Consider the following 14,021-nt stretch of genomic DNA (forward strand, 5'->3'; position numbering starts at 1 on the left):
TTATTTTAATTTAAAAGGTTATTTGGATTCCACCAGTTATTGTTTTGGAGGATGCGTATACCCCACGATCCCAACCATTGACTGCAGATGAGGTCCATGAGGCCTCAGGATCATAATGGGGGTATTTTGTTATGGTAAGTAGATTGTTTCCACTAACATAAACAGTAATGTTCGCAAGGTTTATTTTTTCGCTAATGCTCTTGGGGATATTATAAGCCAATTTTATATCTTTTAACCTAAGATAAGACCCATCTTCAACCCACAAAGAACTTGGTGAACCAAAAGTGATATTGTCTGTAGCAGATGAAGACGCAGCGGCATAAGTACCTGTAGAACCAGGACCAGTCCATCTATTGTCCCAAGATTCCTGTGTAACGTTCCACTTTCCTCCCAAGGCTGTATAATACTTATTAAATTCGTTTACTATATCGTTCCCATAACTCCCAACGATCAAAAAGCTTAATTCAAAATTTTTATACCTTATTTCATTGTTCATACCAAAAACAAGCTTTGGTTCAAGATGCGTTAATAACTTTTGGTCTTCTCCATTGATAATCCCATCATCATTAATATCAACAATCCTATAATCTCCGGCTTTTTTACCTGGCTCTAATACAGCTGCTTCGGCATCTGTCTGATAAATGCCATCAAGTTCATAACCGAATAATTGAAAAGGAGCGTTATCTTTAAATAACGGAAACCAGTTGCCACCAGCTATTGGGCTATCAATACGCTCAATAACATTTCCATTATTATCTTTCCCTAAATCAACAACCTTACTTCTGTTGAAAGTCATATTTATGGAACTATTCCATTTTACAGCACCCTCTAAATTCTTATAAGAAAGATCAAATTCTAATCCTTTATTTTCAATTTCTCCAACGTTTCGAGTCGATGAACTATATCCTGAGGAAGGTGGCAAAGTTGCATTGTACAATAAATCCGTTGTTTTTTTATGGTAATAATCTAAAACAATATTAAATCTACTATCCAAAAATGAAAGATCTATACCCACATCCGTTTGTGTAGTTGTTTCCCATTTTAAACTCTCGTTGGAGAAACCTGAAGCAACAAAGCCAACTGACTCTCCACTACCGAAGACGGCCGTATTCGTTGTTAACCTATCCAGGGTTTGATAAGGAGATATAGCCTGATTACCAACTTGCCCGATACTTGTACGTAATTTAAGGCTATTGACCCATGTTACATTATCCATAAAGTTTTCTTCTGAAACTCTCCAAGCAAAAGCTGCCGACGGAAAAAAAGCATATTTATTATTTATCCCAAATTTTGATGAACCATCATATCGCCCAGTGGCTGTAAATAAATACCTATCCTTAAATGTATAATTTAATCGGCCTAAATATGAAAGCAGCTTAGAATCTAAATAACCAGTAGATAATGGTACTGTATTAATTGCAGATTGCATGTTATTGTTTTCGAATACATCGCTTACAAAACCAGAATACCTGCCTGAATTCATAAAGTCGGTAACTTCCTCTTGATATGAAAAACCAGCCATCGCAGAAAGTCGATTATCGTCATTAAAAGATTTAGTATAATTCAAGATATTTTCATTTACCAGCCTGTAAAAATTACTCTTATTTTTCCATGCCTGCCCCCCGCTAGGACCACTACCGGAAAGTTCCATCGAATTATATTGATCATAGCTAGTATTATTTACATCTACCCCAGCCGTCACTTTAAACATCAAACCATCAATAATCTTATAATCAACAGCGATATTTGATACAACCCTATATTTTGAGGTGGCACTTTTACTCAATTGAGAATAACCCACGGGATTTGTCCCTCCCCATGGCGTACCCGTAAATTTGGTATAATTTCCTGATTCATCGAATATAGGAGTAGTTGGTGCCATTACAATTGCCTGAAAAGGAATAGCTCCCCAACCGTCTGCGGCAAAATTACTGGTATTGTCAATAGAGCGGTTAAAACCAATATTAGCTTGTACACTTAGTTTTTCGCTTAATTTCAAATCACCATTTAATCTTAATCCAATGCGGTTATAATCAGAGCCTTTAAGAATACCTTCTTGATTCATATAATTAACCGAGCTATAAAATTTCGCAGTCTCATTTCCGCCGGAAGCTGTTAGCTGATGACTTTGCCATAATGCGTTCCTATAGGCAAGATCTTGCCAGTCATTATTTGGTAAAGCGGCAATTTCTGAAGGACTTAATACAGCACCTCCTTCTTTAACTGCAATTTCATTTTGCATGGCCACATAATCAGTTTTATCCAAAAGGTCGATCTTCTTTCTTAAACTTTGAACCCCAAAATAACCATGATAATTTATTGTTCCCTTACCTTCTTTTCCTCTTCTTGTAGTAATAAGAACAACTCCATTAGAACCTCTGGAACCATAAATTGCGGTTGCCGAAGCGTCTTTTAAAATTTCCATTGAAGAAATATCCTCCGGGTTAAAATCTGCTCCCAGTCCTTCCACTGGTAATCCATCAACCACATATAAAGGATCATTGCCCCCCGATAAGGAATTTCCTCCTCGAATACGAATAATTACCTCATCACCTGGCCTCCCCGATTTTTGAGTCACCCTTACCCCTGCAGCTCTTCCCTGAATGGCTCTTGCCGAGCTTGTTGGTTGCCCCTGGGTGATTTGATCTGATGAAATTGAGACAATAGAACCCGTTAAATCACTTTTTCGCATACTACCATATCCTATTACGACTACCTCATCCAATCCGGCAGCACTTTCCACCAATCCAACCGTAATATTAGTCTGTCCGTTAAGAGGAATCTCCTTGTTTGCAAAACCGACATATGAAACCACTAAAACGGCATTTTCGTTTTCGACAGAAATTGAAAAATCCCCATCAAAATCAGCTTGAGTTCCATTTGTTGTTCCTTTTTCAAGAATATTTGCTCCTGGTAAAGGGGTACCTTCATTATCTGTTATGGTTCCACTCACTTGAAATTGCAATTTCTTATCCAAGATCTCAACTGAACTACTTTCCACGGAATTCGTTGGACTTTTTTTAACCACGATAGTTCCGTCATCTGTAAAGTTATAAGTAAAACTTAAAGGCGATAAGGCTTTGTCCAATAAGTCCCCAGCTTTAATTACACCTTTTTTTAAATTAATATTTGGCGAAGTCTTGATCAGGTCATGGCGATAAATAAACTTATAGTCGGTTTGCTTGTTGATTAGCCGAAATACCTGTTTAACGTTTAAGGTAACATCAGAATCGATGATGATCTCCGCATCTTGGGCCTCACCATTAATAGGACTGAGCGCAAATGAAATCGAACAAATGAGGAAAATAAAGGATTTCATAATAAGGTGTAAAAGAACTTTGCCCAATGGGCAAGGTGGTCGGTTGATTAATTTAATTTTCATAAATTTGTAATGGTTTAGTTAAACATTGTTTTAATTGATCTACTTGGACAAAGGCCGTTGCTGTGGAAGGTGCTGGCCTTTTCCTTTTTTATTTAATACTAATTGTTTTATCGTTAATTTCAAATTTTATCTGGCCCTCACTCGTGGCTTCTATTAGCTTAAGAATATCTTCTACGGATTGAGTTCTTTCCAATATTCCTGTAAAAACAAACTTCTTTTGTTTGGCATTCTCAAATACCACCTCCGTATCGTACCATCTTGACAAGACAGTCAATATTTCCTCCAAGGGTTTTTCGTTGAAGGCAAATAATCCGTTGACCCATGAAATTTCTTGTGACACATCTATTTCCTGAATGTCTATTTGATCACTTTGCTTACTAATTTTGGCTTGTTGGTTAGGCTTTAAAGTTTCACTGACTTCACCTTTTTTAATTCTTATTTTGCCTTCCACCAAGGTGGTGGCCATTACCTCGTCATTATTATAGGCTCTTATATTAAATTCTGTACCCAAAACGTCTATTTCCTGCGATTTTGTAAGCACATGGAACCCTGCGCCTTTGTGCTGAGTACTGGACGAAACCTTAAAATAGACCTCACCATATATTAATTCCACCTTCCGGGTTAGACCTTCAGCGAATGTCACAGGATATTTTAATTTGGTTTCTGAATTTAACCACACTTCCGTGCCATCCGACAATTTGATAAAAAATTGGCCGCCCCGAGGAATTGTTAAATAGTTAAATGACTGTTCCTTTTCAACATCATTACTACGCTTTTTTTCAGCATAAACCAATTCCTCCCCATTACTACTAACCTCTCCAATCTGAAATTTTCTACCTTTTTCCAAGGCCACCTCATCTCCATTTCCAAGGGTAAGGATAGCCTTATCGGTACCCGCTACAATTGTTTGGGGATGATTAACGATTACAGATCCATCTAAGTTTCCATTTTTGTTTATAAGATAAAAAGCCAAGCCTAGTATGAACATAACAGAAGCAGCAACAGCCATTCTCCTATACCGGTTCATCCTTGTTAACCGCCTGTCCTTTTTAAGCCTGTCCTTAATAGACGCCTTAGCTTTATTTACATCAAATTCTGTCATGGAAAGTGTACTTATATATTGTGTTTTGACAAAGCTATTGAAGACTCGAATCCCTTTATCAGTCTTAAGTAAATCTTCCAGTTTTTCCAACTCGGAATGATTTGCTTCTTGATTAAGGAACTTTATTATTATTTTTTCTATTTCGTCCATCTTTAATTCAACACTTATACACCTAATACGCTTCAATTTTTAATACCCCTCTACTTTTTATGGATTTTTTTTAGATATTTACCAAAATTTGATTCTAATATTACGAATAACCTATTTGTATGGACGGTAAAAGAAATTTGTTTTTGGCCAAAAGATTGATGGCAGGTGACGAAAAAGCTTATGATATCCTCATGAATTCTTATTATCAACGCTTGTGCGCATATGCCCAATCCTTATGCCATGACCCCGCATTGGCCGAAGATATTGTTCAAAACGTGTTTGTTAGAATATGGGTCAAAAGAAAAAAAATAAATCCAGATTTTTCTATCAAAAGTTATTTGTATAAATCCGTTTATAATGAGTTTATCAGTCAGTATAGAAAAAACAAACCTGTGCTGTATTTGGAGAAAAAATATTTTGAGGCCATTGATGTGGTGGCGGAAATAGGACCAGAGGAATTGGATACCCTAATAAAATTGATGAATGCTGAAATTGATAATTTACCCTCTAAATGCAAGGAAATATTTTTAATGAATAAAAAGGAGGGGCTAACCCATACGGAAATCTCCGAATACCTCAATATCTCTACAAAAACAGTGGAGGGCCATATTACCCGTGCCTTTAAAATCCTTACCGAAAAACTGGGCACTAAAATGGAAGCTGTTTTTTTCTTACTTTTCGATTTCAAAAAACAAAGGGGAAGGACTTCTTTGGGGTAAAGTCTTAGCAACCTTTATAATTTGCAGCCGGAAATCAATGAAAACCCGGCATTGGTAAATTAAGATCGGCATTTTCCAGTATCAGTACCCAATCCTGCCCTCTTCCAGAAGTAGGCGGCTTATAGGTCTGGATACCATCGGTGTCCGATGTGCCCAAATGATGGGACACACCATATCTGGGATCGTACCAAATAGCCTTTTTATTTAAACCTGAAATCATTCCCTTGTCCACCGTAAAGGCCTTCCCACTGGGGGTATAGATCATGGCAAAAGAGGCATCCAGTGCCAATACCGCCCTTATGGGCTCCCCATTTATTTCCATGCTATTTTTGATCAACTCGGGCTTGGGAGTCAATTTAGAAAAGGAACGTGCCTCCATTAAGGTTCTAAGATGTTTCATTTGAAAGGCCCCAGGATGGTCCAAGGCATCTTTCCACGGTATTGCGGCCCCAATAATTGGACTATTGTCGGGCGAATACATCTGCCAAATATTATTATTCCCATAGGTATGTCCGCAAGCCCCTGCAAAAACCGACCAATAGGCCGCCTGCCGTGCGTCATAATCGTCAAAGCGATCCTTTGGATCCGTACCTTTAAAATAAAACCCTACCGGTATACTTTCGTATCTCGGTTCTCCGTCCAAGGTCGGTTTTATGGGCTCTAGGGCATAATCATGCTCCGCATAAAGTCCGTTGTCATGCCCATGTTGACCATGGGAAGATTGATACATATTAAAATCAAGCCATTCGGCATTATGAAAATAATCCGACGACATTCCGGGTCCCCTGGGATGAAAAGTGATAAGCTGTTGGTCATTACACCCCTGCTTCAGACCTTGCGCCATTGCCTCCACAATCTTGCGATCATTTTCCGTTCGTATATTTCTATCTCCACCCAATATCCAAATAACAGGTTTGTCCTTATATCTTTTCCCTAAAAACAGTCCAAATTCCTCAGCGCTTTCTGCTGTAAAAATGATGTCCTTTTCACTTAGGGAACTCCAATAACTGCCCCAGGTGGGAAGCATTCCCATAACCAATCCCAAAGAACTTGCCTTATCTACTATGGCGTCTACATGCTTAAAATAAGCTTCATCGGGTCTTTTTGGGTCTTTATTGAATAAGGGCAGGTCCCCATTGGCATTAGGAACGGAAATACCGTTCAGTTCTGATAAAATAACTGCTTGTATAACCGTAAAACCTTTATCTGCCCTATTATTTAGATAATACTCCGCCTCCCCAAGGTCCAATCTGTGGAACAATTCCCAAGCCGTATCTCCCAGATAAAAGAAAGGCGTAGCATTTGACTTTTCAATAAATCTTCCATTTTCGCTTATTCGAAGGGACTGCCCAATAACGTATTGAAAATGTAAAAACACCGAAACAAGACTAAAACAAAAAAGTAGTTTTCTCATAAGATTGGATAATAGGATTTAGCAAACAAACCCCAATATCTAAAATTATTACTTCAATTTAAACTAAGTGATTGAAAATTAATCATTTATTTTTCCGTACAAGATATTTGACATATTCCCAATAGAGAATTTTGAACCTTATACTTCAAGATTGTATAACGAATAGTCCCAACTATTAATTGAAAATACAACAGCATAATTCCAGCTAACAATTGGGACCAATATCAAAATTTAAGACCCCAAATTATATTGAATCCCTATACTATTTTTTTGGCTGAAAGAACACCCTTGTCGGAATGGTTTCCCTTTCCTGCCCTGGGCCACTCCATTCCAATTCCAAGGAAGGTTTTCCCTTCTTAGGGGACTTATAATAAACCCGAAATGGATGCAGTCCGGCCTTAAGTTTAATGCTCCCGCTTTTGGGCGAGTTTTGAAAATACTCATAGTCCGCATCAATTACAGCAGCATCGTGGATCCTTAGAAATGCCCCCGAATTCGCCGAGACATAAAAGGTGTAGTCTCCGTCCGAAGGGACTCGGATATAGCCCTCAAAGAACATGGCCCCGGAACCAGCAACAGTATTTATGTGTCCATTTAACTGATTTACCACTCCGTTTTCCAACTCGCTTAGTGTTGCCACTTCGGGTACCCATGGAAAATTGCCCTTAAAGGCCTTCCACTGAATGCCGCTTTTCATTTCCCCTTCAGTTACAGAAGGAACCGGAAAATCATCATATGGTCTTAAAGCAGTACTATTTGGAATTCGGGACCCTAGGACCTTGTCCTTCATCTTTTGCTGCAAACTAGCAAGTTTAGGATCCTTGGCCAAATCCTGGGTCTGCTGTGGGTCCTTTAAAACATCATAAATTTCAAAAGGATCGTTATGCGATTTGATGTCGTAACGCAGTCCAACATAATTTCCAAAACGCACCATCTGCATTTGGTTGCGACGGCGCCCTTGGTGCTCCGGAATAAAATCTGCATAGTCCGGTGTCTTTCCCGGCTGAAAGTACTCTATATAAATATTGCCCTCTGCTTGTGTTCCTTTTCCTAGTAAGGAAGGTAATAAGGATACCCCATCCGAAATAGCAGGTGCAGGAAGTCCAGCCATCTGCGCAAAGGTGGGCATCCAATCATAGGAAATACTAGGAGTTTCAATATGGTTCCCTGCCGGGATATTCCCTGGCCATAATGCCAATGTTGGCATTCTCACTCCCCCCTCCAAACAATCGCGCTTTATTCCGTCGAAAGGCCCATAACTCTTAAAAAATGTGGGATCTATAGGTTCATTGGCCAAATAGGATTCCTTGGACGGGCCATTGTCCGAGGTAAATACCACCATGGTATTTTCATCAATTTTTAAATCCTTGAGCAGTTGCAGTATATCGCCCACTGCATCATCTATCCTCCTAGTGTCCGTAGCATAACGCTTATACACCTCTGGCCAGGCCAATTGTGCAGTTGCCGGATTCCCGTCATCGTCATAGGTGGCATTGGCATAATCCGGATGCATCCAAGAATCCACTTCTCCCGAAGCGGTATTGATCATTTTCCCCGGCTCTCCCAACCATTGCAGTCCGCCATTCAATCCACCACCTGCCGGATAGGCCTGGGTAGGCAACTCAAGAACGGCATGGGGCGTATCATAGGCTAGATACATAAAAAAGGGTTTGTCGGCATCCTCACTTTTTTTAAAATCAACGATCCATTTCTTGGCAGCGGCCGTAAATAAGTCTGTAGTGTAACACTTGTCAAGGTCATCGGCTATATTAACCCTATTTTCATACACTTCCTTACTGCCCCTATAAATTCCTTCTTTGGGATAGTGTTCATGGCCATCACCATGGCGTATATACCCCAAGTAATAGTCGAATCCTCTATTAAGGGGGTGTGCCGTCCAGTTAGGAGCCTTACCTCCTTTTCCCTGCAAGCCCCATTTGCCTATGGCCGCTGTGGTATAGCCCGCGGTCTGCAATACCGACCCCAAGGTATGGTTATTGTCCAAGGCCTTGTCAAACTGATTGTCTCTGATATTGGCATGACCCTGACTACGGCCCAATAACAGCGAGGCCCTGGATGGTGCACATACCGGGGCGGCGGAATAATGCTGCGACATCAAGGCGCCTTCAGCTGCCATTTGATCCAGATTGGGCGTATACTCCCGTGGATGCGCCGCCCCTTTTTCCTTGGCCTTCATATTCTGAAAAAGTACCCCCAGATCCCCATAACCCAAGTCATCGGTAAGGATAAAAATGATATTGGGCTTTTTGTTTTCCCTATCAACTTCCGCTGTTACATTGCTTTGGGCAATTAGCCTATTTATGCCCACAATGAGCATTAGGGCGAATATAATTTTTGAAGTCACTGTTTTATGAAGCATGAGCGGTTTATTTTTCTTGTCCAATTAAAAATAGTTTGGGCAAATTAGCATTAATCTGCTTTATTGAAAACAAATGTGGTCAGCGATTTACCTAAGACCTGTATTTTACTCTTTCCAAATTGAGCATCTGGCATTTTACTAAGATTGTTAGATTCACTGGTAACGTAACTCTCGATTTTGGAATTTGATGGTATGTCTATATTTAATTCTAAATGCGCAGTAGCAACCTGTTGATTAACTACAACCAGTACTATACTGTCATCAGCATTTTTATAGGCGGATAGCAACACCCCATCCTTTAGGTTTTCCTCTGTATTATAATTATCGTAGGTAACCGAGATCCTTTTGGCCCCGGGCCTGATGAATCTAGAGTAATTGCCCAAGGCCCATAGCAATTTTGAGCCGTAGAAATTCCCATCCTCACTTTCCTTATCAACATAAATAAGTCCGTCCTTAAAATCGTAAGGACTCATGGCCAACCACCAGTGCCAAGCACTGGCATTCGCAATAGTAAGATCGGCATGGATGAGTCGGGCTACATATAGCGCCGTGGGCATACCCAAATCCCTGCCTTTTCCCTTAATCTCCTCATTGTTCTCCAAAATGCAGTATTCGCTCATCCAATATTCCAAGGAAGGGTATTCCAGTAGTTTTTCCGCAATTCGTTCCCTTTCTTTTTTAAGCTTCGATATATCCCAGGTAGTAAAATAACTATGTGCCGCGATCTTTGGTGCTACGGATTTTAGATCTCCCACATAATTAGTACTTTCAGGACTAAAAAAAGATGCTATCTGATCGCTTCTATTAGGATGCTTTTCTTTATCCCCTGTTAAATAGTCAATTTGACCGGCTTCGGTAATTTCTATTTTGGAATTTATTTTCTGTTGGGCAAAAACCGAATCGATTACCCTGGTGGCATTGGCCAATTCAATATTGTTCCAGGGGGAACCTTCCTGTCCGCCTTTCCATTCCCATTGTGGTTCATTGAACGGACTTATATAATCAAAATCTACTGTAAGACTGTCCTTGAAATGCTTTAGCACCTTCGCCAGAAAGTTGGCATAATCAACATAATTGTCCGGGGATAAATTGGCGGCCAAGCCATCATCGGAATGCGCCTTATTGTTTCTGGTCATTTGTATGGGCGGACTATTGACAAATGCAATGAATTGTTTTACTCCTCTTTCCTTTGCCGCCTGAAGAAACCACTGTTGTCCTGCCTGCTTTTGCCAATTGTAACTTCCGTCATCCTGTAAAAAGCCCTCGGCCCTTCTCCATGGATCCTTTATGCCACTTTCTTCAGCTTGGGCCGTACTTCCTGCCCCGATATTAAATCGCCAGGCAGACAAACCGATTCCTTTTGGTGATCCATCCGGATTATTTTCCTTACTAAACAACCACTCGGCCATTTGTTCCTTTTTTTTATGGGGCCATAAACCCGTATACTCGGCGGCCCAAGCATCGGAGGCTGCAAAATTGTGAATGCTCTGGAAATGGATATTCTGATTTATGTGAACTTCAATAGCAGGGTTTTGCTGTGCACCCGCCCAATGAAAGGCGCACCAAAGGAAGTATAATTTTAACCAATTTTTCATCTCTGCTATTTATGGATTCTATAGTAGAAAAATATACTCTAATTCATCCTAACCAACCGGCATACGTCTATGAATATGGATGATACAAATTAGTAAAAAGAACCCTATGCAAATGATAGGGCTCTTTAAAAACTAAACTAATCTAACTACTAACAATTTTTTTATTCTACATTTAAGTAGGTTCCCTGATCAAAAGTAAATACTTCGGAAGGTGTCCTAGCTTCCTTAAAAAGCAATTTCATTTCGGCTACAATTTCTGGGTAATCCTTGGCAATATTGTTTTCTTCACCCAAATCGGCATCCAGATCATAAAGTTCCATCTGATTCTCGGTCGATTCAAAAACATTGTACTTTACAGCTTTCCAATTGCCTTTTCTAATAGCTTGTCTGCCGCCTTTCTCATGAAACTCCCAATACAAATATTCGTGTTCCTTTTGCTCTTTTTCCTCTCCCAAAAGGGTAGGCAAAAAGGAAACACCATCTAAAGAAGGGGGCACTTCCATATTTGCAATACCTGCAAATGTTGGAAATACGTCCCAGAATGCAGAAACGTGATCTGTTCTGGTATTTGGTTTAACATGTCCTGGCCACTTAACAATTAGGGGAACCCTAATCCCGCCCTCATAAAGGTCGCGCTTGGTACCCTTAAATGGGCCATTGCTATTAAAATAATCCGGATCCGCACCTCCTTCAGTGTGGGGACCATTGTCCGAGGTAAACATTACTATGGTATTGTCGGCAATGCCCAACTGTTCCAATTTGGCCATGATCTCCCCAACTTGATTGTCCAATATATGAATCATAGACACAAATGCGGCATGGGTTTCTTTCTGTGATTCGTAAGGACCATTTCTGTATTCCGGTCCATCATCCACCCCTTCATAAGCTTTTTCAGGAGGAAATTTACCTCTGTATTTTTTCATGATTTCCTCTGGAGCTGCAAGCTCTGCATGTGGTATAATAGATGCTACATAAAGAAAGAAGGGATTATCCTTATTGAACTCTATAAAATCGAGCGTTTTTTCATGTATAAGTTGTGGTGCATAAATCCCTTTCTTTGTTCCTGCATTTTCTTCCAGAACTAAAGAGTCCGTATTGGCCCATAGGTGGCGGGGGTAGTAATTATGCCCCAAGCGTTGGCAATTGTATCCAAAAAAAGTATCGAAGCCTTGGTTCAATGGATCCCCTTCCGAACCTGGATATCCTAGCCCCCATTTACCAAAAACTCCAGTGGCATAGCCAGCTTTTTTCATGGCCTCCGCCAAGGTGTAGGTATTATCGGGTATGGGATACTGCCCTTCGGGCTGAATTTCCTTATTGCCACGTACAAAGGTATGTCCTGTGTGCATACCTGTCAACAATGCAGATCTGGACGGAGCACATACCGTACTCCCAGAATAATGTTCGGTAAAAAGCATTCCTTGCCTGGCCAACTTATCTATGTTGGGTGTTGTAAACTTTTGCTGTCCATAGGCACTTAAATCCCCATAACCCAAGTCATCGGCCAAGATGTAAATAATATTGGGTTTGGCTACATTTTCCTGAGTGCTGTCTGTTTTGGAGGCCTCAGTTATCTGACCTTTGTTTTTGCATGCAAATGCACAGGAAATAAGGAATACAAGTAATCCTAAATGGAGAAATTTTTTAGTCATGGTGTTATTATCAATTACATTGGGGCAAGAATACCTTACCCCAATGTAGTTAAAATTAGGCTACTATCTATACCCGTTGTTGGTAGGGTCAGATTCCAATAAATTTGGATTCAATTCCAACTGATTCTGTGGAATAGGCAACAAAACATGGTAAGGCTGTATGTTGGCAGCCGGATTGTTCCATGCCCTATGTTGAACCGTCTTAACCCTGTCCAACAGAATACCCCAACGAATAAGATCCATTCGGCGATGCCCTTCAGCACTTAACTCAAACTTTCTCTCCTCGTACATGGCCTCTCTAAATTCAACTTGGGACATACCGCTCCAAGGCTGATCTGGCTCAAAAGCGCGTTCCCTTACCTTATTTACATAAGCATAGGCATTACCCGGGCCATTCGCTTCGTTTTCTGCTTCAGCGGCCATAAGATACACATCTGCCAAACGAAATACGATATAGTTTTCAGGGTGATTGCCACGCAAAGAGTTTTCTTGGTCCAAATTCCAATTTTTACGAAAGTATGGAAAAGACAATTTCCATCCCAGATATTCAGTCACAATGGTTGCATCATATCGCAAATCACCATCCTGCCAATTTTCCCTTGCAGCAATTTCTGGTAAAGGTACAGACCAGCCGTATCCGGTCATATCTTCATTTCTGTTACGCAATAAACCTTGAAATATATTAACCTTAGTACCGGAAACTCCGTCTACCACGGTATCCTTATTACGATTAGCCGGTTCGTCCCTGATACGGGGATTGTAATCATCTGTCCTTGTTGTATTCAAAGGACCTCCTAAATCCGCTTCAAAATCGATAACAAAAATATGCTCATTGTTGTACTGCGCACTTGGATCTGACTGATTAAATACATCGGCATAATTGTCCAAAAGCTTATGTGGACTTTGATCGATTATAATATCACATTCTGCCTTTGCCAACGCCCACTCTTTATCAAAAAGATGATATTTCGCCTTTAGAGTCGCAGCGGCCCATTTGGTAGCCCTACCCAGGCTACTACCCGAATATGAAGTAGGCAATAGATCAAATGCTCGCCCCAAATCTGTTTTCATCGCACTTCTTATTTCAACCTTAGGAGTCCTTCCCAATAAAGACCTTTCGGTCACGGGCAATTGCTCTACATAAAATGGAACATCGCCCCATAGGTTGGTCAAATGGTAATAGGCTAGCGCTCTTAGAAAAATAAGTTCCCCAAGTCTTTGATCTCTGGCTTCTTGAGATAAACTTTCATTTCCTTCAATATTGGTGATAAACTCGGTTGTATTGTTTACCACACGATATAGTTGGATCCAGGTACCGTTACCATCTGCCGTACCTTCCTGAATAAGATAATTATGTATAGAACCATTTACATTTCTATTGGCCGCCTGTATATCTGCCCCACTGGTATAATAATTATCCAGTCCACGTTGTCTATAAAGGTTATTGTCATGAAAAAGCCTATATACACCGTTCACGGCCAGTTCGGCTTCCTTATCATTGGTAAAAAAGGCATCAGGAGTTATCTCATCCCTTAAATCTTCTTCTAGAAACTTATCACATGAGCTCAAAACAATTAAGCCTATAAGTAGCATCAAAAATTTGCTCGTTAATTTAGTTTTCATATCG

Annotated in this window: 8 protein-coding genes; 1 reads left to right on the forward strand and 7 read right to left on the reverse strand. The window is 40.2% G+C overall.

The genetic code is table 11. The features are described from left to right. Positions 1-10 precede the first annotated feature (10 nt). Together MWU84_RS17170 and MWU84_RS17175 are read right to left on the reverse strand one after the other, a co-directional pair. Positions 11-3,382 (reverse strand): TonB-dependent receptor, encoded by a 3,372-nt coding sequence (locus MWU84_RS17170; protein WP_246904047.1) that lies wholly within the window; start codon positions 3,380-3,382, stop codon positions 11-13. Positions 3,383-3,470: 88 nt separating this feature from the next. Continuing rightward, a complete protein-coding gene (locus MWU84_RS17175) occupies positions 3,471-4,670 on the reverse strand; it encodes a FecR family protein (protein ID WP_246904049.1) in 1,200 nt (399 codons plus the stop codon). An 83-nt stretch (positions 4,671-4,753) separates the two neighbouring features. Here MWU84_RS17175 and MWU84_RS17180 point away from each other — a divergent pair, with 83 nt between their 5' ends. Further along, entirely contained in the window at positions 4,754-5,353 is a 600-nt protein-coding gene (locus tag MWU84_RS17180) for an RNA polymerase sigma-70 factor (protein WP_246904051.1), read from the forward strand. A gap of 34 nt (positions 5,354-5,387) precedes the next feature. Here MWU84_RS17180 and MWU84_RS17185 read toward each other — a convergent pair whose 3' ends face one another. The 5 genes from MWU84_RS17185 to MWU84_RS17205 all read right to left on the reverse strand — a co-directional run bounded on the left by MWU84_RS17185 (position 5,388) and on the right by MWU84_RS17205 (position 14,017). Next, the gene (locus tag MWU84_RS17185) at positions 5,388-6,767 is read right to left on the reverse strand and encodes a glycoside hydrolase family 140 protein (protein WP_246904054.1); all 1,380 of its coding nucleotides are present in this window, start codon (positions 6,765-6,767) and stop codon (positions 5,388-5,390) included. A 262-nt stretch (positions 6,768-7,029) separates the two neighbouring features. Beyond that, complete coding sequence (locus MWU84_RS17190) at positions 7,030-9,147, reverse strand: sulfatase-like hydrolase/transferase (RefSeq protein ID WP_246904055.1); 2,118 nt, start codon at positions 9,145-9,147, stop codon at positions 7,030-7,032. 50 nt (positions 9,148-9,197) lie between these two features. Beyond that, the gene (locus MWU84_RS17195; RefSeq protein WP_246904056.1) at positions 9,198-10,742 is read right to left on the reverse strand and encodes a glycoside hydrolase; all 1,545 of its coding nucleotides are present in this window, start codon (positions 10,740-10,742) and stop codon (positions 9,198-9,200) included. A 161-nt stretch (positions 10,743-10,903) separates the two neighbouring features. Continuing rightward, the gene (locus tag MWU84_RS17200) at positions 10,904-12,394 is read right to left on the reverse strand and encodes an arylsulfatase (RefSeq protein ID WP_246904057.1); all 1,491 of its coding nucleotides are present in this window, start codon (positions 12,392-12,394) and stop codon (positions 10,904-10,906) included. 63 nt (positions 12,395-12,457) lie between these two features. After that, positions 12,458-14,017 carry a RagB/SusD family nutrient uptake outer membrane protein gene (locus MWU84_RS17205; RefSeq protein WP_246904058.1) on the reverse strand — a complete coding sequence of 520 codons (1,560 nt, stop codon included), beginning with the start codon at positions 14,015-14,017 and terminating at the stop codon, positions 12,458-12,460. Positions 14,018-14,021: the final 4 nt, after the last annotated feature.

Origin of the sequence: Arenibacter sp. F20364, from assembly GCF_023015905.1 — a bacterium.
In the GTDB taxonomy this organism is placed as follows: Bacteria; Bacteroidota; Bacteroidia; order Flavobacteriales; family Flavobacteriaceae; genus Arenibacter.

Excerpts from the sequence above, each read along its gene's own strand:
- MWU84_RS17170 (WP_246904047.1), bottom strand. The coding sequence starts at position 3,382 with ATGAAAATTAAATTAATCAACCGACCACCTTGCCCATTGGGCAAAGTT.
- MWU84_RS17180 (WP_246904051.1), top strand. The coding sequence starts at position 4,754 with ATGGACGGTAAAAGAAATTTGTTTTTGGCCAAAAGATTGATGGCAGGT.
- MWU84_RS17185 (WP_246904054.1), bottom strand. The coding sequence starts at position 6,767 with ATGAGAAAACTACTTTTTTGTTTTAGTCTTGTTTCGGTGTTTTTACAT.
- MWU84_RS17190 (WP_246904055.1), bottom strand. The coding sequence starts at position 9,147 with ATGCTTCATAAAACAGTGACTTCAAAAATTATATTCGCCCTAATGCTC.
- MWU84_RS17195 (WP_246904056.1), bottom strand. The coding sequence starts at position 10,742 with ATGAAAAATTGGTTAAAATTATACTTCCTTTGGTGCGCCTTTCATTGG.
- MWU84_RS17200 (WP_246904057.1), bottom strand. The coding sequence starts at position 12,394 with ATGACTAAAAAATTTCTCCATTTAGGATTACTTGTATTCCTTATTTCC.
- MWU84_RS17205 (WP_246904058.1), bottom strand. The coding sequence starts at position 14,017 with ATGAAAACTAAATTAACGAGCAAATTTTTGATGCTACTTATAGGCTTA.